Annotated in this window: 25 protein-coding genes, 1 tRNA gene and 1 pseudogene; 14 read left to right on the forward strand and 13 right to left on the reverse strand. The window is 71.2% G+C overall.

Annotation, left to right across the window (positions count from 1 at the left end):
* Positions 1-32: 32 nt before the first annotated feature.
* Positions 33-581 (forward strand): peptidylprolyl isomerase, encoded by a 549-nt coding sequence (locus AB0D46_RS01220; protein ID WP_362875461.1) that lies wholly within the window; start codon positions 33-35, stop codon positions 579-581.
* Between the two features lie 107 nt (positions 582-688).
* Positions 689-1564 carry a rhomboid family intramembrane serine protease gene (locus AB0D46_RS01225; protein ID WP_362875155.1) on the forward strand — a complete coding sequence of 292 codons (876 nt, stop codon included), beginning with the start codon at positions 689-691 and terminating at the stop codon, positions 1562-1564.
* A 139-nt stretch (positions 1565-1703) separates the two neighbouring features.
* On the opposite strand, the gene crgA is transcribed toward AB0D46_RS01225, so the two are convergent.
* Positions 1704-1958, reverse strand: a complete 255-nt coding sequence (gene crgA, locus AB0D46_RS01230; protein WP_030225155.1) for a cell division protein CrgA — start codon at positions 1956-1958, stop codon at positions 1704-1706.
* Between the two features lie 92 nt (positions 1959-2050).
* On the opposite strand from crgA, the gene AB0D46_RS01235 reads away from it, so the two are divergent.
* The 6 genes and pseudogenes from AB0D46_RS01235 to AB0D46_RS01260 all read left to right on the forward strand — a co-directional run bounded on the left by AB0D46_RS01235 (position 2051) and on the right by AB0D46_RS01260 (position 6032).
* Complete coding sequence (locus AB0D46_RS01235; RefSeq protein ID WP_362875156.1) at positions 2051-2827, forward strand: DUF881 domain-containing protein; 777 nt, start codon at positions 2051-2053, stop codon at positions 2825-2827.
* Positions 2796-3557 (forward strand): class E sortase, encoded by a 762-nt coding sequence (locus AB0D46_RS01240; protein ID WP_362875157.1) that lies wholly within the window; start codon positions 2796-2798, stop codon positions 3555-3557. The genes AB0D46_RS01235 and AB0D46_RS01240 overlap by 32 nt, the downstream gene beginning before the upstream one ends.
* Before the next feature lie 79 nt (positions 3558-3636).
* A complete protein-coding gene (locus AB0D46_RS01245) occupies positions 3637-3813 on the forward strand; it encodes a hypothetical protein (RefSeq protein WP_362875158.1) in 177 nt (58 codons plus the stop codon).
* A complete protein-coding gene (locus AB0D46_RS01250) occupies positions 3810-4448 on the forward strand; it encodes an aminodeoxychorismate/anthranilate synthase component II (RefSeq protein WP_362875159.1) in 639 nt (212 codons plus the stop codon). Before AB0D46_RS01245 ends, AB0D46_RS01250 begins: the two co-directional genes overlap by 4 nt.
* Before the next feature lie 20 nt (positions 4449-4468).
* Positions 4469-5284, forward strand: a pseudogene (locus AB0D46_RS01255) (class E sortase); the annotation flags it as partial.
* 13 nt (positions 5285-5297) lie between these two features.
* Entirely contained in the window at positions 5298-6032 is a 735-nt protein-coding gene (locus AB0D46_RS01260) for a class E sortase (protein WP_362875160.1), read from the forward strand.
* A 141-nt stretch (positions 6033-6173) separates the two neighbouring features.
* Here AB0D46_RS01260 and pknB read toward each other — a convergent pair whose 3' ends face one another.
* The 6 genes from pknB to AB0D46_RS01290 all read right to left on the reverse strand — a co-directional run bounded on the left by pknB (position 6174) and on the right by AB0D46_RS01290 (position 14227).
* The gene (pknB, locus tag AB0D46_RS01265; protein WP_362875161.1) at positions 6174-8216 is read right to left on the reverse strand and encodes a Stk1 family PASTA domain-containing Ser/Thr kinase; all 2043 of its coding nucleotides are present in this window, start codon (positions 8214-8216) and stop codon (positions 6174-6176) included.
* A gap of 157 nt (positions 8217-8373) precedes the next feature.
* Positions 8374-9837: a penicillin-binding transpeptidase domain-containing protein gene (locus AB0D46_RS01270; RefSeq protein ID WP_362875162.1), complete on the reverse strand. Its 1464-nt coding sequence runs from the start codon at positions 9835-9837 to the stop codon at positions 8374-8376.
* Positions 9834-11258: an FtsW/RodA/SpoVE family cell cycle protein gene (locus tag AB0D46_RS01275; protein ID WP_362875163.1), complete on the reverse strand. Its 1425-nt coding sequence runs from the start codon at positions 11256-11258 to the stop codon at positions 9834-9836. The genes AB0D46_RS01270 and AB0D46_RS01275 overlap by 4 nt, the downstream gene beginning before the upstream one ends.
* Positions 11259-11289: 31 nt before the next feature.
* Entirely contained in the window at positions 11290-12753 is a 1464-nt protein-coding gene (locus AB0D46_RS01280) for a PP2C family serine/threonine-protein phosphatase (protein WP_362875164.1), read from the reverse strand.
* Positions 12754-12897: 144 nt separating this feature from the next.
* Positions 12898-13395 carry an FHA domain-containing protein gene (locus AB0D46_RS01285; RefSeq protein ID WP_329382467.1) on the reverse strand — a complete coding sequence of 166 codons (498 nt, stop codon included), beginning with the start codon at positions 13393-13395 and terminating at the stop codon, positions 12898-12900.
* 10 nt (positions 13396-13405) lie between these two features.
* Complete coding sequence (locus tag AB0D46_RS01290; RefSeq protein WP_362875166.1) at positions 13406-14227, reverse strand: DUF3662 and FHA domain-containing protein; 822 nt, start codon at positions 14225-14227, stop codon at positions 13406-13408.
* Between the two features lie 293 nt (positions 14228-14520).
* Between AB0D46_RS01290 and AB0D46_RS01295 the strand changes: the two genes are divergently transcribed.
* The 6 genes from AB0D46_RS01295 (at position 14521) to AB0D46_RS01320 (ending at position 20148) form a co-directional block, all read left to right on the forward strand.
* Positions 14521-14603: transfer RNA gene (locus tag AB0D46_RS01295), tRNA-Leu, on the forward strand.
* A 245-nt stretch (positions 14604-14848) separates the two neighbouring features.
* Positions 14849-16540 (forward strand): histidine kinase, encoded by a 1692-nt coding sequence (locus tag AB0D46_RS01300; RefSeq protein WP_362875167.1) that lies wholly within the window; start codon positions 14849-14851, stop codon positions 16538-16540.
* 7 nt (positions 16541-16547) lie between these two features.
* The gene (locus AB0D46_RS01305) at positions 16548-17207 is read left to right on the forward strand and encodes a response regulator transcription factor (protein WP_362875169.1); all 660 of its coding nucleotides are present in this window, start codon (positions 16548-16550) and stop codon (positions 17205-17207) included.
* 84 nt (positions 17208-17291) lie between these two features.
* A complete protein-coding gene (locus AB0D46_RS01310; protein WP_362875170.1) occupies positions 17292-18764 on the forward strand; it encodes a DUF2252 domain-containing protein in 1473 nt (490 codons plus the stop codon).
* Between the two features lie 244 nt (positions 18765-19008).
* Positions 19009-19764: a J domain-containing protein gene (locus AB0D46_RS01315; RefSeq protein WP_362875462.1), complete on the forward strand. Its 756-nt coding sequence runs from the start codon at positions 19009-19011 to the stop codon at positions 19762-19764.
* 39 nt (positions 19765-19803) lie between these two features.
* Positions 19804-20148 carry a rhodanese-like domain-containing protein gene (locus tag AB0D46_RS01320; protein ID WP_362875172.1) on the forward strand — a complete coding sequence of 115 codons (345 nt, stop codon included), beginning with the start codon at positions 19804-19806 and terminating at the stop codon, positions 20146-20148.
* Positions 20149-20188: 40 nt separating this feature from the next.
* Here AB0D46_RS01320 and AB0D46_RS01325 read toward each other — a convergent pair whose 3' ends face one another.
* The 6 genes from AB0D46_RS01325 to paaA form a co-directional block, all read right to left on the reverse strand.
* On the reverse strand, positions 20189-21331 hold the full coding sequence (locus AB0D46_RS01325) for an acyl-CoA dehydrogenase family protein (RefSeq protein WP_362875173.1): 1143 nt from the start codon (positions 21329-21331) through the stop codon (positions 20189-20191).
* Positions 21332-21514: 183 nt separating this feature from the next.
* Complete coding sequence (locus tag AB0D46_RS01330; protein WP_362875174.1) at positions 21515-22648, reverse strand: 2Fe-2S iron-sulfur cluster-binding protein; 1134 nt, start codon at positions 22646-22648, stop codon at positions 21515-21517.
* Complete coding sequence (gene paaD / locus AB0D46_RS01335; protein ID WP_362875463.1) at positions 22649-23134, reverse strand: 1,2-phenylacetyl-CoA epoxidase subunit PaaD; 486 nt, start codon at positions 23132-23134, stop codon at positions 22649-22651.
* Between the two features lie 23 nt (positions 23135-23157).
* Positions 23158-23934 (reverse strand): 1,2-phenylacetyl-CoA epoxidase subunit PaaC, encoded by a 777-nt coding sequence (gene paaC / locus AB0D46_RS01340; RefSeq protein ID WP_362875175.1) that lies wholly within the window; start codon positions 23932-23934, stop codon positions 23158-23160.
* A complete protein-coding gene (paaB, locus tag AB0D46_RS01345; RefSeq protein ID WP_362875176.1) occupies positions 23931-24215 on the reverse strand; it encodes a 1,2-phenylacetyl-CoA epoxidase subunit PaaB in 285 nt (94 codons plus the stop codon). The genes paaC and paaB overlap by 4 nt, the downstream gene beginning before the upstream one ends.
* Positions 24212-25231 (reverse strand): 1,2-phenylacetyl-CoA epoxidase subunit PaaA, encoded by a 1020-nt coding sequence (paaA, locus tag AB0D46_RS01350; RefSeq protein ID WP_362875177.1) that lies wholly within the window; start codon positions 25229-25231, stop codon positions 24212-24214. The genes paaB and paaA overlap by 4 nt, the downstream gene beginning before the upstream one ends.
* Between the last annotated feature and the right edge of the window lie 38 nt (positions 25232-25269).

Below are 25269 nucleotides of genomic sequence, written 5' to 3' on the forward strand. Positions count from 1 at the left end.
GACTGACAGTGATGACTATGGAAGGCAGACTCGTGGCCGAGAAGCTCTACGCCACCCTGAAGACCAACCACGGCGACATCGAGATCGAGCTGCTGCCGAACTTCGCCCCCAAGACCGTCCGCAACTTCGTGGAACTCGCGACGGGCGCCCGCGAGTGGACCCGACCCACGGACGGCCAGAAGACCACGGCCCCGCTCTACGACGGCACCGTCTTCCACCGCGTCATCAGCGGCTTCATGATCCAGGGCGGCGACCCGCTCGGCAACGGCACCGGCGGCCCCGGCTACCAGTTCGCCGACGAGTTCCACCCGGACCTTGCCTTCACCAAGCCCTACCTGCTCGCCATGGCCAACGCCGGGCCGGGCACCAACGGCTCCCAGTTCTTCATCACGGTCGCCCCGACCGCCTGGCTGACCCGCAAGCACACCATCTTCGGCGAGGTCAGCAGCGCGGCGGGCCGCAAGGTCGTGGACGACATCGCCTCGGGCGCGACCAACCCGCGCACCGAGCGGCCGGTCGACGACGTGATCATCCAGTCCGTCGTCATCGAGAAGCGCGGCGCGAGCCTCGACAAGGGCTGACCGCTCCCCCGACCCGCCTCCCGGGAACCTTTCCGCCCCGCCCGTCCGTCCTGGTTGTGTACCGGACCGGCGGGGCGCCGCTGTCCCGCCGCCGATCGAGGGGACCGATGGACACCGACCGTCTGCCGGGCTGCTACCGCCACCCGGACCGTGACACGGGCATCACGTGCGCCCGCTGTGAGCGCCCCATCTGCCCGGAGTGCATGATCAGCGCCTCGGTGGGCTTCCAGTGCCCCGAGTGCGTGCGCGGCGGCTCGGGTACGGGGCACGCGGCCGCGGCCAACACCCCGCGCACCGTCGCGGGCGGGATCGTCGCCGGCGATCCGGTACTCGTCACCAAGGTCCTGATCGGGATCAACGCGGCCGTGTTCCTCGCCGCGTTCCTCGTTCCGGGGCTGGCCATCCAGCTGGAGCTGCTGGGCCGCTACGTCGAGTACTGGGGAGCCCCCGTCGAAGGGGTCGCCACCGGCCAGTACCACCGGCTGCTGACCTCGACGTTCCTGCACGTCGAGTGGTGGCACATCATCGGCAACATGCTGGCCCTGTGGGTGATCGGCGGCCCGCTGGAGGCGGCCCTGGGCCGCGTCCGCTACCTGGCGCTCTACCTGCTGTCCGGGCTCGGCGGCAGCGCGCTCGTGTACCTGCTGACCGCGCCGAACACCCCGACGCTCGGCGCCTCGGGCGCCATCTGCGGACTCCTCGGCGCCACCGTCGTCCTCGCCCGCCGGCTGCGGTACGAGATGCGGCCGGTGATGGTCACGCTGGTGCTGATGTTGGTGGTGACCTTCGTACCGTTCGGCGGCAGCTGGTCGGTGTCCTGGCAGGCCCACATCGGCGGGCTGGTGACCGGTGCGCTGGTGGCGCTGGGCCTGCTCGGCCCGGCCACGGGCAGGAAGCGCACACTCATCCAGTGGGGCACGTGTGCGGCGGTGTTCCTACTGGCGGTGGCGGTGGTCCTGGTCCGGACGGCCGCACTCACCTGATCACACCGGCGTCAACTCTCCACAGAGTTATCCACAGATCTTCTGTCTTTTCCTCAGGTGTGGATGACGCTGTGGATAACTCATGGGGAGAGCTTGCGTTCCGGCGCCGGATGCGCCTCGGGCCGACGCCGGACGCGTGCTACTTCCACTGCGTGGAGACGCCGAACCCCGCTGCGATGAAGCCGAAACCGACCACGATGTTCCAGTTGCCCAGGGCCTCGACCGGCAGCTGGGTATCGGTCACGTAGAAGACGACGATCCACGCGAGACCGATGAGGAAGAACGCCAGCATGACCGGCGCGACCCAGCTGCGGTTCGTCAGCCTGATCGTTTGCGCCTGCTTCGCCGGCGGCGGGGTGTAGTCGTCCTTCTTGCGGATACGTGACTTCGGCACGAGGGGCTCTCCTGTCGATGCGCTGGGGGACCTTGCCTGCCCCGGGCGTCCGTTAGCGTAGTGGACCTGTGGCGTTGAAGGAGAAGGGTACGTTGAGCAATTCCGACGACTCCTCCGCGGGTCCCCGTATGCGGGCCGGATCGGTCCGGCTGCTGACGGCCGCCGTTTTCGCCCTGGCCGGCCTCATTTTCGTCACCAGCTTCAACACGTCCAAGGGTACGAACATCCGCACGGACACGTCTCTGCTGAAGCTGTCCGACCTCATCCACGAGCGCAGCGCCGACAACGCCGAGCTGGAGAGGAGCGCCGCGGCCCTGCGCCGCCAGGTCGACGCCCTCGCCGACCGCGACGACGGCAGCACCAAGGCCGAGGACGCCAAGCTGGCCGCCCTGCGCACAGCCTCGGGCACCGAGGAGCTCTCCGGCAAGGGTCTGACCGTCACCCTGAACGACGCGCCGCCGAACGCCACGGCCCGCGTCCCGGGCGTGCCGGAACCACAGCCGAACGACCTCGTTATCCACCAGCAGGACCTCCAGGCCGTGGTGAACGCCCTCTGGCTCGGTGGCGCCGAGGGCATCGAGGTCATGGGACAGCGGCTGATCTCCACCAGCGCGGTGCGCTGCGTGGGCAACACCCTCATCCTGCAGGGCCGCGTGTACTCGCCCCCCTACAAGGTGTCGGCGGTCGGTGACCCGGGCGCGTTGCGCAAGGCCCTGGCGGACTCCCCCGCGCTGCAGAACTACCAGCTCTACGTCAACGCCTACGGGCTGGGCTGGAAAGTGGACGAGGAGAAGAAGCTGACACTGCCCGGCTACTCCGGCACAGTGGACCTCCACTATGCGAAGCCGCTGGAGTCCGCCGCGCCCTGACGTCGTACTGCGCCTGGTGGTACGGACGTTCAGCGAGGTGTGCCTGACGGTCGGCACGCTCATCGTCCTCTTCGTCGCCTACGTGCTGCTGTGGACCGGGGTGAAGGCCGACCGCGCCATGGACGGCGAACGGGACCGGTTGCGCGCCGGCTGGGCCGCCGCGGCCCCGGGGGCTCCCTCGGCCCCGTCCCCGCCCTCCCGGCGGCCCGGGGAACCCGCCGCGGCCCCGGCCGCGACCGCGCCCCCCGCGCCCCCTCCGACGGGCGGCCGGGCCTTCGCCGAGATGACCGTCCCGCGCTTCGGCGCCGGCTGGACCAAGCCCGTCCTGGAGGGCACGGACCCCGAGCTGCTGAAGAAGGGCCTCGGCCACTACGCGGGCTCGGCCCTGCCCGGCGGAACCGGCAACTTCGCCGTCGCCGGGCACCGGCGGACGTACGGAGACCCGTTCAAGGACGTCCCGAAGCTGCGGGCGGGGGACACCGTGGAGGTCCGGGACGCCACGCACCGGTACACGTACACGGTCCGCGCCCCCGCCCTGCGCGTCCTGCCCACCGAGACGGGGGTCGTGGACGCGGTACCGGAGAAGTCCCCCTTCACCGCGCCCGGCAAGTACCTCACCCTGACCACCTGCGAGCCGGAGTGGGGCCACAGCCACCGTCTCGTCGTCTGGGCGGAACTCACGGACACCCGCTCCGCGGAGCCCGCCCGAGCAGGGGGATCGTCCGGGTGACCCACCCCGCGGGGCCGCTGCCTTTAGGCTGTGGCGGTACCGCCCCCGCGGTGCGTGGAGCGAAAGGGACGCGGACGGAATGTACGGCTGGATCTGGCGGCACCTGCCGGGCAATGCGTGGCTGCGCGCGCTGATCTCACTCGTACTGGTCCTGGCGGTGGTGTACGTGCTGTTCCAGTACGTCTTCCCGTGGGCCGAGCCGCTCCTTCCGTTCAACGATGTGACGGTGGACGAGGGATCGGGAGCCACTCCGTGAGCGCGCGCATTCTGGTTGTCGACAACTACGACAGCTTTGTCTTCAATCTGGTCCAGTACCTCTACCAGCTCGGCGCCGAATGCGAGGTGCTGCGCAACGACGAGGTCGAACTCTCCCACGCCCAGGACGGCTTCGACGGCGTGCTCCTTTCCCCCGGACCCGGCACTCCGGAAGAGGCCGGCGTCTGCGTCGACATGGTCCGCCACTGCGCCGACACCCGCGTCCCGGTGTTCGGGGTCTGCCTCGGCATGCAGTCGATGGCCGTCGCCTACGGCGGCGTCGTCGGCCGGGCCCCCGAGCTGCTGCACGGCAAGACCTCGCCCGTGGTGCACGAGGGCCTGGGCGTCTTCGCCGGACTGCCCTCCCCCTTCACCGCAACCCGCTACCACTCGCTCGCGGCCGAGCCCCTCACCCTGCCCGACGCGCTGGAGGTCACGGCGCGCACCGAGGACGGGATCATCATGGGCCTGCGGCACCGGGAGCACGACGTCGAGGGCGTGCAGTTCCATCCCGAATCGGTCCTGACCGAGTGGGGGCACCGGATGCTCGCGAACTGGCTGGTCCGCTGCGGGGACGCGGGAGCCGTCGAGCGCTCGGTGGGGCTGGCCCCGGTGGTGGGCAAGGCCGTCGCGTGACGACGGTCGCGCCGTCCGCGCCCACCGAGGGCCGGGCCGCGCGGCGCAAGGCCGCCCAGGAGGCCGCGAAGCGCTCGCACGCACGGGGGCGCCGCCGGGGCGGGCGGGGCCGCAGGCGCGGCCGTCCACGCTCCGGGGGGCCGGTCGTGGTGCTGAGCCGGGCGGTCGGTGAGCTGTTCATCACCGTCGGCCTGGTGATGCTGCTGTTCGTCACCTATCAGCTCTGGTACACGAACCTGCTGGCGCAGCGGACCGCGAACGGGGCCGCCGGCTCCCTGCGGCAGACCTGGGAACGCGCCCCGGACCCGGCGACGGCCGGCGGGAGCGCGCCCCCGCCGGCCGCCTTCGAACCGGGGCAGGGGTTCGCGATCCTGCACGTCCCGAAGCTGGACCTGAAGGTGCCGGTCGCGGAGGGCATCAGCAAGCCGAAGGTGCTGGACCGGGGCATGGTCGGGCACTACGGCGAGGGCGCGCTGAAGACGGCGATGCCGTCCGACCCGCAGGGGAACTTCGCGGTGGCCGGCCACCGGAACACGCACGGCGAACCCTTCCGCTTCATCAACAGGTTGGCGCCGGGGGACCCGATCGTCGTGGAGACGCGGGACGCGTTCTACACGTACGAGATGACCTCGATCCTGCCGCAGACTCCCCCGACGAACGTCTCCGTGATCAAGCCGGTGCCCGAGGGCTCCGGATTCACCGGCCCGGGCCGGTACATCACACTGACGACCTGCACTCCCGAGTTCACGAGCACCTACCGGATGATCGTATGGGGCAGGATGACCGAAGAACGCCCCCGCAGTCAGGGCGCACCGCCCGCGCTGAACAGCCCGTAAGGACGAATCCGCAGTGTCTCGTGCCCGCCGCCGCTCCGCACCGCCGCCCCGAAACCGCAGCGTGATCGCCGGGTTCCTGAGCCTGCTGGGGGAGCTCCTGATCACGACGGGCCTGGTCCTGGCCCTGTTCGTGGCGTACTCGCTGTGGTGGACGAACGTCCTCGCGGACCGAGCGGCCTCGGCGCGCGGCGACGAGATCCGCCAGCTCTGGCAGGAGAGCCCGCCGCCCGCCGCCGGCGCGCCCGCCGAACCCGGCGCCCTCGACACCGGGGACGGCATCGGCTTCCTGCACGTACCGGCGATGAAGAACGGCGAGGTGCTGGTCAAGCCGGGTACCGCACCGGACACCCTGGACGACGGGGTCGCCGGGTACTACACGGAGCCGGTGAAGTCCGCCCTGCCCTGGGATGCCAAGGGCAACTTCTCGCTGGCCGCGCACCGTGACGGGCACGGGGCGAAGTTCCACAACATCGACAAGATGAAGAACGGCGACGCGATCGTCTTCGAGACCCGGGACACCTGGTACGTGTACAAGGTCTTCGCCGAGCTGCGGCAGACCTCGAAGTACAACGTGGACGTCATCAGCCCGGTCCCGAAGGAGTCGGGCCGCACGGCCCCCGGGCGCTTCATCACGCTGACCACCTGCACGCCCGTCTACACCTCGAAGTACCGGTACATCGTGTGGGGCGAGCTGGTGCGGACGGAGAAGGTGGACGACAAGCGGACGCCGCCGGCGGAGTTGCGCTGAGTGCCGTCGGCTCATGTTTCACGTGAAACGGGGCCTCAGCCGTTCACGTGAGACAGGGTCTCCGTCGTTTCACGTGAAACAGGCCCGGCCCCTCTCCGTGGAGAGGGGCCGGGCCTTGTTCGTGCGGGGTGGGGCGGGCGGTCAGCGGCCGCCCAGGCCACCGATGAAGCCTCCGCCGCCGCCGTTGTTCCCGCCGCCCTGCTGGCCGCCCTGGCCGCTGCCGGGCGAGGTGTGGACGTTGATGACGGTGCCCGCCGGCTGCGGGGTACCGGCCGTGGGGTCGGACTGCAGGATCGTGGCGTTCTCGTCCGCCGGGCCGGACAGCACCGATCCGAAGACCAGGCCCGCCCGCTTGAGGTCGTCCTTGGCCTGGGCCACCGTCCGACCGAACAGCAGCGGTACCGGGGTCGGCGCCGCCGCCGCCTTGGCGATGCTGACGTTGACCGGGGTGTCCTTGGTCAGCTGCTCACCCGGCTGGTACTGCTGCTGGACGATCGTTTTGGGCGCCGCCCCGGGCTGCTCGACCTCGGTGGTGCTGCCGAGCTTCAGCTTGGCGGCCGTGAGCAGCTTGATCGCTTCCTCCCGGGTCTTCCCGGTGAGGTCCGGGACGGTGCCCTTGGAGACTTCCTTGGAGACGATCAACTTGATGACCGAGCCCTTCTCGGCCTCGGTCCCGCTCTTGGGGTTCTGCTCCAGGACGATGCCCGGGCTGGCGTCGGACGACTCCCTGAGTTCCTTCTCGACCTGGAAGTTCTTGCTCTTCAGCGTGGACTCGGCGAGCTCGTACTTCATGCGCACCACGTCGACCACCGGGACCTTGGGGGCGCCCGCGGACACCTTCACCTTGACCTCGGTGCCCTTGTCGACCTTCAGGTCGGCGGCCGGGACCTGCGAACAGATGTTGCCCTTCGGCTGGTTGTCGCAGGGCTCGTCGCCCTCCTTGACCACCTTGAGGCCCACGCTCTGGGCCCGGCCCTGTGCCGATTCGAGGGTGTCGCCGATGAACTTCGGCACGTTGGGCCGGTTGTCGGCGGTGTTGCTGGAGAGGGCCTGGCCGATCAGGATCGCGCCGACCAGGACCAGCACGCCGGCGAGGACGAGCAGGACCGTGGAGGCCCGGCTCTTCTTCTGGCGGCGGCCGTGGCCGTTCTGGTCGTAGCCGCCGCCGTGGCCCTGGTCCCCGTAGCCGTTGTCGCCCGGGGGCATCGGCGGCAGCATCGAGGTCTGGCCCGAGTCGGGGGAGCGCAGGGCGGTGGTGGGCTGGTCGTAGCCCTGGTGGCCGTAGCCGCCCTGGTCGGGGTAGCCGTACCCGGCCGCTCCCATGGAGGCGGTGGCGGCGACGGGCTGGCCTTCGAGGCAGGCCTCGATGTCGGCCCGCATCTCGTCCGCGGACTGGTAGCGGTAGTCGGGGTCCTTGACCAGTGCCTTGAGGACGATGGCGTCCATCGTGGGCGTGATCTCGGGGTCGAAGTTCGACGGGGGCTGGGGCTCCTCGCGGACGTGCTGGTAGGCCACGGCCACCGGGGAGTCCCCGACGAACGGCGGCCGGACGCACAGCAGCTCGTAGAGCAGGCAGCCCGCGGAGTAGAGGTCCGAGCGCGCGTCGACCTGCTCGCCCTTGGCCTGCTCGGGGGAGAGGTACTGGGCGGTGCCGATCACGGCGGCCGTCTGCGTCATCGTCATGCCGGAGTCGCCCATGGCGCGGGCGATGCCGAAGTCCATGACCTTGACCTGTCCGGTCCGGGTCAGCATCACGTTGGCGGGCTTGATGTCGCGGTGCACGATGCCGGCACGGTGCGAGTACTCCAGGGCCTGGAGGATGCCGATGCACATCTCCAGGGTCCGCTCGGGCAGCAGCTTCCGGCCGGAGTGGAGCAGCTCGCGCAGGGTCGAGCCGTCGACGTACTCCATCACGATGTACGGGATGGAGATGTTGTCGACGTAGTCCTCGCCGGTGTCGTACACGGCGACGATCGCCGGGTGGTTGAGCGACGCGGCCGACTGGGCCTCACGGCGGAACCGGGCCTGGAAGGACGGGTCGCGGGCGAGGTCGGCGCGCAGGGTCTTGACGGCGACGGTACGGCCGAGCCGGGTGTCGTGGCCGAGGTAGACCTCGGCCATGCCACCACGGCCGAGCACGTGGCTCAGCTCGTACCGGCCGCCGAGGCGACGCGGCTCTTCCATAACGTTTGCAGCCCTCTCCGTCAGTCCCGACCGCACCGGTGTGTGGTCCGGCGGTGTGCTGTTCGCGGCAAGGCTACCGGCCGATCGTCGGTGATCCGTTCGTGACCACAGGCTGATATCGGACCGGTACCGGGCACTCGGACCCCGCCCCCGCGTGTCATCCCTTGTTCTTCAGTACGGCTTCCATGACGGCCTTGGCGACGGGAGCCGCCTGACCGCCGCCGCTGATGTCCTCGCGGTCGGCGCCGCTGTCCTCGATGACCACGGCGACCGCGACCGGCGAGGTGCCGTCGGGGTTCTCGGCGTAGGAGATGAACCAGGCGTAGGGGCGCTTGGCGTTCTTCTCGCCGTGCTGAGCGGTACCGGTCTTGCCGCCGACGACGGTGTCCTTGATCTTGGCGTTGCTGCCGGTGCCCTTGTCGACGACGTTGACCATCATCTGCTGGAGCTTCTGCGCGTTCGCGGCGGAGAGGGGTCGGCTCATCTCCTGCGGCTCGTGCTTCTCGATCACGTCGAGGTTGGGCGCGGTCAGCTGGTCGACCATGAACGGCTTCATCAGCTTGCCGTCGTTGGCGATGGCGGCGGAGACCATGGCCATCTGAAGGGGGGTGGCGGCGGTGTTGAACTGGCCGATGGAGCTCTGGGCGTTGCCGTCCCGGCCCATGGTCTTGTCGTAGACGCTCGCGAAGGCGCGGACCGGGGTGTCGATGGTGTCGTTGAAGCCGAACTTCTCGGCGGTCTGCACCATCTTGTCGCGGGTGACCTTGTCGCCCAGGTTCGCGAAGACCGAGTTGCAGGACACCCGGAGCGCTTCGTTGAGGCTGGCCTTCTCGCAGCCGCTCGCGTGGTTGACCATCGGCGTGCGGGTGCCGGGCAGGATGTAGGGCTCGGGGGTGTCGGTCGGCGCGTTGATGTCGGTGACGACGTCGTTCTCGAGCGCGGCGGCGGCGGTGACCACCTTGAAGGTGGAGCCCGGCGGGTAGGTCTCGCGCAGGGCGCGGTTGACCAGGTTCTTGTCCGGGCTGGCGTTCAGATCGGCCCAGGCCTTGCCGTCGGCCTGGGAGAACCCGGCGAAGCTGGACGGGTCGTAGGACGGGGTGCTCGCCAGGGCCAGGATGGCGCCGGTGCGCGGGTCGATGGCGGCGACGGCGCCCTTGCGGTTGCCGAGACCGGTGAAGGCCGCCTTCTGGGCGGCCGCGTTCAGGGTGGTGACGACGTTGCCGCCCTGCTTCTTCTCGCCGGTGAACATGCCGATCGTGCGGTCGAAGAACAGCCGGTCGTCGTTGCCGGTGAGGATGCCGTCGTCGATGTTCTCCAGCTGGGTGGAGCCGAACACCTGCGAGGCGTACCCGGTGACGGGCGCCCACAGGGGGCCGTCGACGTAGGTCCGCTTGAACTTGAAGTCGCTGCCGGGGGTCTCCGCGGAACCCGTGATGGGCTGCCCGCCCTGCACGATGATGTTGCCGCGCTCGGTGGCGTACTGGGCGATCAGGACCCGACGGTTCTCCTTGCGGGTGCTGAGGTCCTCGGCCTGGACGTACTGCAGCCAGTTGGTCCGGATGAGCAGCGCGAGGACGAGCAGCCCGCAGAACAGCGAGATGCGGCGCAGGGGCTTGTTCATGACGGGCGGACCACCTGGGTCATCTCGGAGTCGGGGGACGGGGCGGGGGCCGGGGCGGGTCGGCGTGCGGTGTCGCTGATCCGGATGAGGATCGCGATGAGCACCCAGTTCGCGAGGACCGAGGAGCCGCCCGACGCGAGGAACGGCATGGTCATGCCGGTGAGCGGGATGAGGCCCATGACGCCGCCGGCGACGACGAAGATCTGCAGGGCGAAGGCGCCGGAGAGCCCGATGGCGAAGAGCTTGCCGAAGGGGTCGCGGGCGGCGAGGGCGGTGCGCACGCCCCGCTCGATGATCAGGCCGTAGAGCAGGAGGAAGGCCATGACGCCGGTGAGGCCGAGTTCCTCGCCGACGGTGGAGAAGATGAAGTCGGAGTTCGCGGCGAAGCCGATGAGGTCGGAGTTGCCCTGTCCCCAGCCGGTGCCGAGCACCCCACCGGAACCGAAGCTCATGATCGACTGGCCGACCTGCTCGCAGGCCCCCGACGTCGCGTAGCAACCGAAGGGGTCGAGCCAGGCGTCGACACGGGCCTGGACGTGGCTCGCGAAGGACGCGACGACCACGGCCCCGCCGATCGACATGAGCAGACCGATGACGATCCAGCTGGTCCGCTCGGTGGCCACGTACAGCATGATCACGAACATGCCGAAGAACAGCAGCGAGGTGCCGAGGTCGTTCTCGAAGACGAGGACGAGCAGGCTCATCGCCCAGATCATCAGGATCGGGCCGAGGTCGCGTCCGCGCGGCAGGTAGAGGCCCATGAACCGGCGGCTGGCCAGCGCCAGGGCGTCGCGCTTGACCATGAGGTAGCCCGCGAAGAACACCGCGATGACGATCTTCGCGAACTCGCCGGGCTGGATGGAGAAACCACCGACGCTGATCCAGATCTTGGCGCCGAAGACGTCCGCGCCCAGACCCGGGACGACCGGCAGGATCAGCAGGATCAGCGCGCCGGCCATGGAGATGTACGTGAACCGCTGGAGCACGCGGTGGTCCTTGAGGACCAGCAGCACCACGGCGAACAGGGCGATGGCCATCGCCGTGTACATCATCTGCCGCGGCGCGGACTCCGAGAAGGCGCCGAAGTTGTTCTTGGCGAGCTTCTGCAACCGCTCCGACTGGTCGAGCCGCCAGATCAGGACGAGACCCAGACCGTTGAGCAGCGTGGCGATCGGCAGCAGCAGCGGGTCCGCGTACTTCGCGTAGCGGCGCACGATGAAGTGCGCGATGCCGGCGAGCACGGCGAGGGCGAGCCCGTACAGCAGCATGCCCGGAGGGAGCTCGTCGTGGATCGCCAGGCCGACGTTGGCGTACGCGAAGATCGGGATGACCACGGCGAAGACGAGCAGCATGAGCTCGGTGTTCCGCCGGCTCGGCGCCTCGATGGCGCCGATGGTGGTCGTGTTGGTGACAACGCTCATGGTGTGGCAGGCCCCCTGTGCCCGCGTATCTCTACTGCTTTTCGCACAGACCGGCCATCGTCTGCTCCGTGGGAGTCAGAACGGGGCCGGGCGTCTGGTTGTTCTGCGCCTCGGCGGCGCGGCGGGTCTCGTCCTTCTTGCAGGCCGCGACCTGGGTGCCCAGCTCGTCGACCTTCTTGCGGGCGCCGTTGAGACTGCCTTCGGTGATGGTGGCCTCGACCTGCTTGCGCTTGAAGGACGGCAGGTACTTCAGTTCGATGTCGGGGTGATCCGTCTCCACCTTGGAGAGGTGGATCCAGGCCAGGTTCTGGCTGATGCCGCGGTACACCGCGACGTGCTCGCCCTTGACGCCGATGTAGTACTGGGTCTGCGTCCACCGGTGCGCCGCGTACAGCCCACCACCCACGACACCGGCCACGATCAGCAGGATCAGGGTGCGGGTGGTCCACTTGCGCCCTTTGCTGCGGCGCCTGCGCGGGTGGTCGTACGTGTCCTCGTACTGCGCGTCGGCTTCGTAGGCGTCGGGTTCGCCGAAGCTGCCGTAACCGCCGCCGCCCGGGTTCTGGTCGGGGTGTCCGTAACCCTGGGCCTCGCCGCTGCCGGGAGGGCCGAAGGACCCGGCGGGCGGAGCGGCCTGCCGGCCGAGGCCGGAGGCGCGTCCGGCCGGGGTCTGCATGGCGTTGCCGCCGTCGAAGAGCTGGTGCTGGTTCTCGGCGACCGCGCCGACGACGATCGGGGTGTCGTTCAGCTGGGCGGCGAGGGTGTCGCCGCTGTCGGTGTCGAGGACGTCCGCGACGATGCAGGTGATGTTGTCCGGACCGCCGCCGCGCAGGGCGAGCTGGATCAGGGACTGCACCGTCTCGTTGGGGCCGTGGTAGTCGGCGAGGGTCTCCTCCATGGTCTGGTGGGAGACGACGCCGGACAGTCCGTCGGAGCAGATGAGGTAGCGGTCACCCGCCCGGACCTCGCGGATCGAGAGGTCGGGCTCCACGATGTCGCCACTGCCCAGCGCCCGCATGAGGAGCGAGCGCTGCGGGTGGGTGGTGGCTTCCTCTTCCGTGATGCGCCCCTCGTCGACGAGGCGCTGCACCCAGGTGTGGTCCTGGGTGATCTGGGTGAGGACGCCGTCGCGGAGCAGGTAGGCGCGCGAGTCACCGACGTGGACGAGCCCGAGGCGCTGACCGGTCCACAGCAGGGCGGTGAGCGTGGTGCCCATGCCCTCCAGTTGGGGGTCCTCCTCGACCATCACGCGCAGCTGGTCGTTGGCCCGCTGCACGGCCACGCTGAGCGCGGTGAGGATGTCGGAGCCCGGGACGTCGTCGTCGAGCTGCACGAGGGTCGAGATCACCTCGGAGCTGGCGACCTCGCCGGCGGCTTGGCCGCCCATGCCGTCGGCGATCGCGAGGAGCCGGGGACCGGCGTAGCCGGAGTCCTCGTTGCCCTCGCGGATCATGCCCTTGTGCGATCCGGCGGCGAAACGCAGGGACAGACTCATGCGCACCTGCCCTGTCGACGCTGCCTCCGGGTACAACCGGTCTCGAGCCACACTGCCCACCCTCCGGTCGGGAGCGCGCTCGGGTCCGTGTCCCCGGTGGGACGGACCGCCGCGGCTCGCTCGCTCCGCTCGCTCATTCTCGTACTACTTCCGCAGCTCGATGACGGTCTTGCCGATGCGGATCGGTGCGCCCGGCGGAATGGGCGTCGGGGTGGTGAGCCGGGTCCGGTCGAGATACGTGCCGTTGGTGGACCCGAGATCCTCGACGATCCACTGGCCGTCACGGTCGGGGTAGATCCTGGCATGCCTGCTGGAGGCGTAGTCGTCGTCCAGCACGATCGTGGAGTCGTGGGCACGGCCCAACGTGATCGTCTGGCCGGCGAGGGCCACCGTGGTGCCCGTGAGGGTGCCTTCGGATACGACGAGTTTGGTCGGCGCACCCCGGCGCTGGCGCTGCTGGGGTGGCGCGGACTGCCGCCCGGCCTGCTGCGGCGCACTGGTGGCGCCGCCGCGGCGCGAGCCGCGTTGGGTCACTCTCGTGCCGAACAGGTCGCTGCGGATGACCTGAACGGCCACGATGACGAACAGCCACAGAACGGCCAGGAAACCCAACCGCATGACCGTCAGGGTCAGCTCTGACATTGCCCCCGCTTCACCCTTCGGCTTGCCGGTAAATGATGGTGGTGCTGCCCACGACGATCCGCGAGCCGTCGCGGAGCGTAGCGCGGGTGGTGTGTTGTCCGTCCACCACGATGCCGTTGGTGGACCCGAGATCCTGGATCGTCGGGGGTGTTCCGGTCCGGATCTCACAGTGCCGGCGCGATACGCCGGGGTCGTCGATCCGCACATCGGCCTCGGTGCTTCGGCCGAGTACGAGCGTGGAGCGCGAGATCTGGTGGCGTGTGCCATTGATCTCGATCCAGCGGCGCGTGGTGCCGGGGGCGCCGGTGGGAGCCGGGCCGCCCGGTCCCGGGCGGTTGCCGGGTCCGCCCGGAGGCGGTCCCGAGGGCATGGGCGGGGCGGCGACCGGCGGATAGCCGTATCCGCCCTGCTGACCCTGCTGCTGTTGCTGCCCGGCCTGCGGTCCGTCCTGGGAGGTGCTGGAAGCCAGCGTACGACTGCGAACCCGGTACAGACCGGTGTCGAGGTCGTCGGCCTTCTCCAGGTGCACCTTGATCGGGCCCATGAAGCTGTACCGCTGCTGCTTGGCGTAGTCGCGGACGAGGCCCGCGAGTTCGTCGCCGAGCTGGCCGGAGTAGGGACTCAGGCGCTCGTAGTCGCCCGCGCTGAGCTCCACGATGAAGTCGTTCGGGACGACGGTCCGCTCGCGGTTCCAGATGGTGGCGTTGTTGTCGCACTCCCGCTGGAGGGCTCCGGCGATCTCCACCGGCTGGACCTCGGACTTGAACACCTTGGCGAAGGTGCCGTTCACCAGACCTTCGAGTCGCTGCTCGAACCGCTTCAGAACTCCCATGGGGCACCTCCTCCGTCGTTGTCGCCCTGTACTGCTTACTGATCGTATCCACGCGTGGCGGATTCGGCTGGTTCCCCTCCGGTCCCGTGCGCAGGAGTGTTGGTGCTCACAAGGGATCGTAGGGGTGCTCAGGTGACAGTGTCCCGCACCCGGCGGGGAGTGCGGGAGGGGCCGTCCCGGACGCCCTGCCGGAGTGCCGAAAAAGCGATGTGAATCCACCCCGTCCGACGTGCTAATCTTTCGACGTCGCCAGGGGAACGGCCCGAAAGGGAAGATCCACTGGAGAGCTGCTCGGGCGAGTGGCGGAACGGCAGACGCGCTGGCTTCAGGTGCCAGTGTCCTTCGGGACGTGGGGGTTCAAATCCCCCCTCGCCCACATCGAGGAAGCCTCGATCCGGAATCCGGATCGGGGCTTCCTGCATTGTCGGCCATCGGGCCCCTCCCGTGGAGGAGGGCACGGCCGAGTGACGGCGGCGGGTTCGCCGCCGGGGCCACGGCCGCCCCGAATTCCTTCGGTTTTCCGTCCGTCGGCCGCGGTCCGCCCGCCGTCCGACTTTCGTCGCGCGGGCTGCGACGAAAGGAGGCTGACCGGAGGTGTGGCGGGTGTCTAGGGTCGCTCGGGTGGATACGAGGGCGAGAGCGCGGGCGGGCTGGGACTGGCTGACAGGGCCGGAGCCCTGGTCCCGGGGCGCGTTCGCGGGGGACCTGACGATCGCCGCGGTGATAGCGCTGCTCGGCGTGGGCGTCGACGAACTCAGCCAGAGCTCCGGGCTGAAGACGACCGCGGCCGCCGTGCTCGTGGTCGCGCTCACGCTGCTGCGCCGGCGGCTGCCCGCGACGACCCTGATCGTGGGCGCCGCGGCCAGCGGGCTGCTGCCCGGTGTGTTTCTCGTGACGATCGTGCTGGGCTGGTCCGCGGGCCGGCGGATCGTCGGCGTCGGTCGGGCGCTGAGCGTCTTCGTCGTCGCCTTCGTCGCGGAAGTGGGCATCAGCCTCATCGACCAGTGGTCGCAGCTGCGTCCGCTGCTGGTGATCGTGTTCTCCACGCTGATGTTCCTGGCGTCGACGGTCATGCCGGGTCTGGCCAGCCGGTACTGGCACCAGCGCCGGACCCTGCTGAGCGCCCTTCAGGAACGCAACGCCCAGCTCGTGCGCGAGCGGACGATGGTGGCCGGGCAGGCCAGGCTGCGGGAGCGGCAGCGGATCGCCCAGGACATGCACGACAGCCTGGGCCACCAACTGGCGCTGATCTCCGTGCACACCGGGGCGCTGGAGGTGGATCCAGCGATCACCGAGCGGCAGCGCGAGGCGGTCGGCGTGCTGCGGCAGGCCTCCGTTGCGGCGATGCACGAACTGCGCGAGGTCGTCGGCATCCTGCGGGACGGGGTGGAGGCGCCGCTGCCCGCGGAGGAGGCGCAGCCCGCCGCCCGTGGGGTCGCCGGGATCGGCGGGATCGTGGAGGCGGCGCGGGGCTCCGGGACCGACGTACGACTTTCGGTGACGGGGCAACCCCGTCCCCTGGCCGCGGCCTGCGACCACGCCGCGTACCGGATCGTGCAGGAGGGGCTGACCAACGCCTACAAGCACGCTCCGGGGGCCGCGATCACCGTGGAACTGCGGTACGAGGACGACTCCCTGGTGGTGGAGATCGCCAACGGGCCGGCGGCCGGCCCCGGGGTCGGCGAGGTGGTGTCGGGCGGGCAGGGGCTCACCGGGCTGCGGGAACGGGCCCGGTTGGTCGGCGGCATGGTGCACGCGGCCGCTGCCGAGGGCGGGGGCTTCCGGGTGGCCGGGGTGCTCCCGTACGGCGCGGAGCCGGCCGGGTTGGTCGACGACGTCGCCGACGACTTCGGGCAGCGTTCGCAGGCCGTGGCGACGGCGGCGAAGGGAGCGCCGCCGCTGGACTGGGCGGCGGTGGACCGCGAACTGGCGACGCCCCTGCGCAATCGGACGGGGGGCTGGGCCCTGGGCTGTGGGATCGCCGTCGCGGCCCTCGTGCTGCTGATGATCGTCGTGGGTGCCGGGGTGGCGTTGTTGGTGGGCTCCGCGAACAAGGCGATGATCGGCCGCGACGAGTACGACGCGGTGCGGATCGGCGAGGCGGAGCAGACGATCCGGGACCGGCTGCCCTCCGGGGACAGCATCCTGACGTCGGGCCTCGACCGTAAGGGGCCCGTCCGGCCCGAGGGGGCGGAGTGTCTGGCGCTGTTGTCGGAGGACGACTCGGACGACCTGTCCACCGACGACGTGTTCCGGTTCTGCTTCAGGGACGGCAAGCTCGTCGAGAAGCAGACCTACGAGGTCAAGCAGTAGGAGCGCGGTGACAGCCAAAGTGATCAGAGTCGTGATCGCCGACGACGAGCCACTGATCCGGGCGGGCATCAGGATGATCCTGACCTCCGCGCCGGACATCGAGGTCGTCGCGGAGGGCGGGAACGGCCGGGAGGCGGTGGAACTCGCCCGCTCCCACGCGCCCGACGTGGTGCTCCTCGACATCCAGATGCCGGTCATGGACGGACTGACCGCGCTGGGCGAGCTGGGGCGGGCCGTACCGGACGTGCGGGCGTTGATCCTGACCACCTTCGGTGAGAAGGAGAACGTGCTGCGGGCGCTCGGTGAGGGCGGCGCGGGCTTCCTGCTGAAGGACTCGGCGCCGGGCGAGCTCATCGGCGCGGTCCGGGCGGCCGCCGCCGGGGACGCCTACCTCTCCCCCTCGGCGACCCGGCACGTGGTCGACCAGTTGGCGACCGGCCGGGTCGCCGGCCGGGGCGAGGCCGCCCGGCGGCGGGTGGCCGAACTGAGCGAACGCGAACGCGGGGTGCTGGCCCTGCTCGGGGAGGGCCTGTCCAACGCGGACGCGGGCGGCCGGCTGCACATGAGCGAGGCCACCGTGAAGACGTACGTGAGCCGGATCCTCGCGAAGTTGGGCTGCGACAACCGCGTACAGGCGGCCCTGCTGGCCAGGGATGCCGGGCTCTAGATACGGTCGGGCCGAAAACGGCCGGGCCGGCAGGGAGTCGGCCGCCTCGGCCGACACGAGCGACAGGTGCGGGGGCGGCGGGACATGGTGACGGTACCGGAGCAGAGCACGGTGGGCGGGAGAGCCGGCGGGGTCGCGGCCGCGATCACGGCGGCGTCGTCGGAGCCCGCGGGCGGGCGGATTCCGCAGGTCGAGGGGTTCGCTCCGCGGCCGCTGGCGGGCTCGGCCAAGGAGGCCGGCAAAGCCCTGCGCCGGCGGGTGCCGCGTGCGGCCCACGCCCATTTCGGGGCTCCCACCGACCGGCCCGACGCGGTGCGGGCCGTCGAGGAGTCCAACGAGGGCAGGGTTCCCGAGCTGACCCCGATACGGGTGGGCCGGATGGCCGCGAACCCCTTCGCGTTCCTGCGCGGGGCGGCCGGGCTGATGGCGCACGACCTGTCCGGAGGCCCGGTGACCGGCGTCGCGGCGCAGATCTGCGGCGACGCCCACGCGGCCAACTTCGGTCTGTACGGGGACGCGAGCGGCCGGCTCGTCATCGACCTCAATGACTTCGACGAGACCGTCGTCGGGCCGTGGGAGTGGGACGTGAAGCGGCTGGCCACCTCGCTGGTGCTGGCCGGGCGGGTGGCGGGCGCGGACGAGGACACCTGCCGGGCGGCGGCGCTGGACGCGGCGGGCGCGTACCGCAGGACCATGCGGCTGCTGGCGAAGCTGCCGGCGCTCGACGCGTGGAACGCCATCGCGGACGAGGAGCTCGTCTCGCACACCGACGCCCGGGACCTGCTCGGCACGCTGGAACGGGTCTCCGCGAAGGCCCGCAACAACACCTCGGCCCGGTTCGCCGCCAGGTCCACCGAGATCGGGGCCGACGGCGGGCGGTGCTTCGTCGACGCGCTGCCGGTGCTGCGCCGCGTCGGTGACGAGGAGGCGGGGGCCGTGGCGGCCTCGTTGGGCCCGTACCTGCAGACCCTGTCGGGGGATCGGCTGCCGCTGCTGGCGCGCTACGCGATCCAGGACGTGGCGTTCCGGGTGGTGGGGACGGGCAGTGTCGGGACGCGTTCGTACGTGGTGCTGCTGCTCGATCACCGGGGTGATCCGCTGGTGCTCCAGGTGAAGGAGGCCCGGCCGTCGGTGCTGCTGCCGTACCTGCCCGGGCTGGGCTTCGACGCGGCGGTGGAGGAACACGAGGGCCGTCGGGTGGTGGCCGGGCAGAAACGGATGCAGGTGGTGTCCGACATCATGCTGGGCTGGACCACGGTGGAGGGGCGCCCCTTCCAGGTGCGCCAGTTCCGCAACCGCAAGGGCAGCGTGGATCCGGCGGCGCTGACCGCCGCGGAGTTCGACGACTACGGGCGGATGACCGGCGCCCTGCTGGCCCGGGCGCACGCGCACAGCGCCGATCCGCGGCTGCTGGCGGGGTACTGCGGCAAGAACGAGGAGTTGGACGAGGCGATGGCCGCCTTCGCGATGGCGTACGCCGACCGGACCGAGGCGGACCACGCCGACCTGGTGGCGGCCGTCCGGGCCGGGCGGATCGCGGCGGAGGCCGGGGTCTGAGGGAGTGCCGGCGGAGCCCGGGAGCGTGCGTCATGAAGCCCGCGGGGACGTTTCACGTGAAACCGGGCGGTGTTTCACGTGAAACACCGCCCGGGCGGACGGGCCGTAGGCTGGCCGGGTGAGCGAGCAGACCGAGCACCCCGAGCGCACTGAGCACCCCGAGCCGGCAGTCCCCGGCGGGCCCGAGGCTTCCGCGGCCTCGGCGGCTCCCCCGGACTCCGCCGACGAGCGTCCGGAGGCGCGGCTGGACCGGGCCGTGCGGGCCGCCGAGCAGGCCCTCATCGAGTTCGAGATCGCGGTCGAGACCTTCCGGGTCGAGGTCGAGAACTTCTCCCGCCTCCACCACCAGAAACTCGGGCCGATGTACTCGCGGCTCGACGAACTCGACGCGTTGATCGCGGAGGCCAAGGCGGAGCGCAGCGGGGATCCCGAGGACCTGCGGCGGGCCGGTGAGGCGCGCTCCCTGGTGATGCCGATGCCCGGCGTCGACGAGCTGTTCCACGACTGGCTGGACTCCGACGGGATGCCGGACGACGCGTCCGCGATGCTCACCGGCCGGTCGGTCAAGCCCCCGCAGCGGGTGCGGCCCTCGGAGGAGGTTCGTCGGCTCTACCGGGAGCTGGTCCGCAAGGCGCACCCGGACCTCGCCCAGGACGAGGCCGAGCGCGAGCGCCGGGACGCGTTCATCGCGCGGGTCAACGCCGCCTACGGGCGCGGGGAGGAGCAGTCGCTGCGCGAGCTGGCCGAGGAGTGGGCGGCCGGTCCGGTGCCGGCGGCCGCGCGGCCGAGCGAGAGCGAGGAGCTGTACGCCCGGCTGGAGTGGCTGGCCCGGCGCAAGGAACTGTTGTCCGTGCTGGCCCGGGAGCTGGAGGACAGTGCGATCGGGTCGATGCTGCGGATGGCGCCGGACGACCCCGACCGGCTGCTGGAGGAGATCGCGGAGCAGCTGCTCGCGCAGGTCTCCGAGCGCGAGGCGGAGCTGAAGGCCCTCGCCGGGTAGGTTGGCAGGCCAGATCCGCGAAGAGAGAAGGCGACAGCTATGAACTTCGGACCGCTCCCCTCGGTGGACGCCGCCGCGGTGCCCTCCGAAGGCTTTGTCCTGGACGTCCGCGAGGACGACGAATGGGCGGCCGGGCACGTCGAGGGCGCGCTGCACATTCCGATGAGCGACTTCGTGGCGCGCTTCGGTGAGCTGACCGAGGCCATCGCGGAGGACGGCCGGGTGCACGTGATGTGCCGGGTCGGCGGCCGTTCGGCCCAGGTCACCCAGTACCTGGTGCGCCAGGGCATCGACGCCGTGAACGTGGACGGCGGAATGCAGGCCTGGGAGGGCGCCGGGCGCCCGATGGTCACGGACAACGGGAACCCGGCCTTCGTGCTCTGACGTGCTCTGACGCTCTGCTAGGGCACCCTCGCGGGCCGGTTCAGGCGAGGGGGTGGGCGGCCAGCAGGTCGCCCAGGGCCTCCTCGTGCGCCGCGGCCGGCCCGAGTTGCAGCTCCAGTTGCTTGGCCCAGGCGTGGAAGCGGTGCAGCGGGTAGTCGGTGTCGGCGCCGAAGCCGCCGTGCAGGTGCTGGGCGGTCTGCACGACCCGGCGTACGCCCTCGGAGGCCCAGATCTTGGCGACCGCCACGTCACCGGAACTGGGCAGGGGGCCGCCCGCGCCGTCGGTCGCCGCGTCGAGGCGCCAGGCGGCCTGCCAGAGGGTGACCTCCATGGCGCGCAGATCGATGTAGCGGTCGGCGGCCTGTACGGCGACGGCCTGGAAGGTGGCCACGGGGAAGCCGAACTGCTCCCGCTTGCCGGTGTATTCGCTGGTCATGGTGAGGACGCTCTCGCCGAGGCCGAGTGCGAGGGCGCAGGTTCCGGTGGCGAGGAGCTGACGGAGCCGGTCCCAGGCGCCGGGGGCTTCGATGAGGTGGGTCGTGGGCACCCGGACCCCGTCGAGGGTCAGTTCCGCGAGCCGCTCCCCGTTGGTGGAGTACTGGTCGGCGAGGGTGAGCCCGCCGGCGGGCCGCGGGACGAGCGCGAGCACGGCCTCGCCGTCGCCCCGGTGGGCGGGTACGGCGATCCAGTCGGCGCTGTGCGCCCAGGGGACGGAGGTCTGCACCCCGTCCAGGGTCCATTCGGCGCCGTCGCGGCGGGCGATGACGGCGAGTTCGGCGGGGTCGTGGCCGGTGCGGCCGTGCGCGGCGACGGTCAGGACCAGCGTGCCGGCGCCGGCGCCGGGCAGCAGGGCGGAGGCCAGTTCGGGGCTGCCGTGGGCCTGGACGGCCATGGCGGTGGCGCAGTGTTCCAGCAGCGGTACCCGGGCCAGTACCTTCGCCGCCTCGCGCAGCACCAGGCACAGGGCGATGGTGTCGAGGCCGGCGCCGCCGTGTTCCTCGGCGAGGACGAGGCTCAGCAGGTCGGACCCCGCGAGGCTGCCCCACAGCGGCCGGTCGAACTCGTCGGCGACGGCGCCCGGGGTGAGTGCGGGGCTCGGCACGCTGTCGGGGGCGACGTCCGCGAACACGGCCTTGGCCGCCTCGACGGCCGCCTGCTGTTCTTCGGTGAAGGTGAAGTCCACTGCCTGTCCTCCCGCGTGCACCGGAGCGGTCCCGCTCGCGTATCTGACGGTCCGTCAAGATAGAGCAGGCGGGAGGAATTGCACAGGGGGGAGGGCCCGGGCCGTCCGGGTTCGCTCGGCGGCCCGGGTCCCGCGCCGCTGCCGTCCGGCAGCTCCGCGGTTCAGCGGTCACCGGCCGGCGGGTCAGCGGTCGAAGTCGATCTCCACTTCCTCGCTCACCGCGTGCGACTGGCAGGCCAGCACGAACCCGGCGTCCGTCTCCTCGGCCTCCAGCGCGAAGTTGCGGTCCATCCGGACCTCGCCGCCGACCAGGAACACCCGGCAGGTGCCGCACACGCCGCCCTTGCAGGCGTACGGGGCGTCCGCGCGGCCCCGCAGCACGGCGTCCAGCAGGGATTCGCCCTCCTGGACGGGCCAGGTGCCCGACCGGCCGTCGAGCCGGGCGGTGACGCGCACGCGGGACGGCGCGGCGCTCGGGGCGGGGGTCTGCGGCGCGGTGTCCTCGACGTGGAAGATCTCCTCGTGCACCCGGGTACGGGCGACGCCGAGTTCGCCCAGGGCCCGCTCGGCGCCCTGGACCAGTCCGTACGGTCCGCACAGGAACCAGCCCGTCACCTCGGCGACCGGCAGCAGCGCGGGCAGCAGGGCCGTCAACCGCGCCTGGTCGAGCCGGCCGGACGGCAGGCCCGCCTCCTGCTCCTCGCGGGACAGCACGGTCACCAGCTGGAAGCGGTCGGGGTAGCGGTCCTTGAGGTCCGCCACGTCGTCCAGGAACATCGTCGAGGCGGCCGAACGGTCGCTGCGGACCAGGCAGAAGCGGGCGTCGGACCGGGCGGCGAGCAGGCTCGCGGCGATCGAGAGGACCGGGGTGATCCCGCTGCCGCCGACGACGGCCGCGTAGTGCGCGGCGGCCGGGGCCGCGGCGGGGTCCAGCACGAAGCGACCGGCCGGGACCATCACGTCGAGCACGTCCCCGGCAGCGATCTCCTTGTGCGCGAACGTGGAGAACTCGCCGCCCTCCACGAGCCGCACCCCGACCCGCAGCGCGACGGGGCCCGGGCCTGCGACGGTCGGGGCGGGCGAGCAGATCGAGTAGGTGCGGCGGACGCCGCCGCCCTCGGAGCCGGTGCGGCGCAGGGTGAGGTGCTGGCCGGGCGCGTGCCGGTACTCCTCGCGCAGTTCCGGGGGCACGGCGAGGGTGAGCGCCACCGAGTCGTCGGTGAGCCGCTCGACCGCCGCCACCGTCAGCGCGTGGAAGGCGCCGTGGCGTGCGGGGCGCGTGGGGCCCGGGTCCGCCGAGGGCACAGACACGGCCATCTACAGCTCCTTGAAGTGGTCGAACGGTTCGCGGCAGGCGACGCAGCGGCGCAGCGCCTTGCACGCGGTGGAGGAGAACCGGCTGAGCAGCTCGGTGTCGGTGGAGCCGCATTGGGGGCAGCGCACCGACAGGGTCAGCGGGACCGCCCCGCCGGCGGCGTGCGGACGGGGCGGCGCGATGCCGAACTCGGCCAGCTTGCGCCGGCCTTCGGCGCTGATGTCGTCGGTCGACCAGGCCGGGGCGAGCACGGTGACGACCCGCACCTCGGGGATGCCGTGGCCGGTCAGCACCCGCTCGATGTCGGCCGACATGGCCTCGATCGCCGGACAGCCGGTGTAGGTCGGGGTGAGGGTGACCTCGGCGTGCCCGTCCGGGTGCATTCGGACTCCGCGCATCACGCCCAGCTCGGCGAGCGTGAGCACCGGCAGTTCCGGGTCGGGGACGGAGCCGGCGAGTTCGGCCAGCTCCGCCTCCAGGCGGGTCATGCCCAGGGCTCCCGCGGTCCCGGTCACCAGGACGCTCCCGGGTGGCTGCGGTGCAGGTGCTGCATCTCCGCGACGAGCCGCCCGAACGGCTCGGTGTGCAGGCCCTCGCGGCCCGCGCCGGCGGCCCAGGCCCCCGTACGCGGCCCTTCGGGAAGGGCGAGGCCTGCCCGCTCCAGGACGCCGCCCACGGCGGTCAGCCAGCGAGCCTCCAGGTCGGCCCGGTCCAGGCCGAGGCCGTCGGACCCGTCGAGGCCGTCGGATCCGTCCAGTCCGGTGAGGGGCCGGAACATCTCGCCGGTGTACTTCCACAGCGAGTCGAGCCCGGCCCGCATCCGCCGGCGGCTCTCCTGCGTGCCGTCACCGAGGCGCAGGGTCCACTGCTCGGCGTGGTCGCGGTGGTAGGCGGTCTCCTTGACGGCCTTGGCCGCCAGCGCCGCGAACGGGCCGTTCCCGGCGGCCAGCGCCCCGTACAGCTCGTGCTGGTGGAAGGAGAAGTAGAGCTGCCGGGCGATGGTGTGGGCGAAGTCGCCGTTGGGCTGCTCGACCAGTTGGAGGTTGCGGAAGGACCGCTCCTCGCGGAGGAAGGCCAGTTCGTCCTCGTCGCCCACCATGGACAGCAGGACGCGCGCCTGGCCGAGCAGGTCGAGGGCGATGTTGGCGAGGGCCACCTCCTCCTCCAGGACGGGGGCGTGACCGGCCCATTCGCCCAGGCGGTGGGAGAGGATCAGCGCATCGTCGCCGAGGGCGAGCGCGGCCGCGGCCGTCGAGCCGGTGAGGAGGGTGGTGTCGGTGCTGCTCACAGGTGACGCACCCCCTCGGGGATGTCGTAGAAGGTGGGGTGCCGGTAGGGCTTGTCGGCGGACGGCGCGAAGAACGGGTCCCGCTCGTCCGGCGAGGAGGCGATGATCTCCGTGGAGGGCACGACCCAGAGGGAGATGCCCTCGCCGCGCCGCGTGTAGAGGTCGCGGGCGTTGCGCAGGGCCATCTCCGCGTCCGGGGCGTGCAGGCTTCCCGCGTGCGTGTGCGAGAGGCCGCGGCGCGAGCGCACGAACACCTCCCACAGGGGCCAGTTCTGCGTCATGCCTGTACCTCTCGTCCGGTGCTGGTGTGCTTCTCGGCGTAGGCCGCCGCGGCCTCGCGGACCCAGGCGCCTTCCTCGTGCGCCGTCCGACGCTGGTTGATCCGCTGCTCGTTGCACGGGCCGTTGCCCTTGAGCACGTTCCAGAACTCCGACCAGTCGATGGCGCCGAAGTCGTGGTGCCCGCGCTCTTCGTTCCACTTGATGTCGGGGTCGGGCAGGGTCAGGCCGAGGGACTCGGCCTGCGGGACGGCGATGTCCACGAAGCGCCGGCGCAGCTCGTCGTTGGAGTGCCGCTTGATCCGCCAGGCCATCGCCTGGGCGGAGTGGACCGACTCGTCGTCGGGCGGGCCGAACATCATCAGGGAGGGCCACCACCAGCGGTTCACGGCGTCCTGCGCCATCGCGTGCTGCGCCTCGGTGCCCTGCGAGAGGGCGAGGAGCAACTCGTACCCCTGGCGCTGGTGGAAGGACTCCTCCTTGCAGATGCGGACCATGGCGCGGGCGTACGGGCCGTAGGAGCAGCGGCAGATCGGCACCTGGTTGGTGATCGCCGCGCCGTCCACGAGCCAGCCGATCGCGCCGACGTCCGCCCAGGTCAGGGTGGGGTAGTTGAAGATCGAGGAGTACTTCTGCTTGCCGGCGTGGAGCTTGTCGAGCAGCTCGTCGCGGCTGGTGCCGAGGGTTTCGGCGGCGCTGTAGAGGTAGAGGCCGTGGCCCGCCTCGTCCTGCACCTTGGCCATCAGGATCGCCTTGCGGCGCAGCGAGGGCGCCCGGGTGATCCAGTTGGCCTCGGGCTGCATGCCGATGATCTCCGAGTGGGCGTGCTGGGCCATCTGTCGGACCAGCGAGGCGCGGTACTCGTCGGGCATCCAGTCGCGCGGCTCCACGCGCTCGTCCGCCGCCACCGCGGCGTCGAAGGCCGCGGCGAGCTGCGCGACGAGGTCTTCCTCGATGCCGCCCGTCGCGCCTGCCGCCGCTGCCGTGCCCGGGCCCGATTCCGGGGTCACTGCGACCATCTCGGCTCCCTGTCAGATTCTTCCGTCCGCCCGACCGA

This window comes from Streptomyces sp. NPDC048383, assembly GCF_040651775.1.
Classification (GTDB): Bacteria; Actinomycetota; Actinomycetes; order Streptomycetales; family Streptomycetaceae; genus Streptomyces.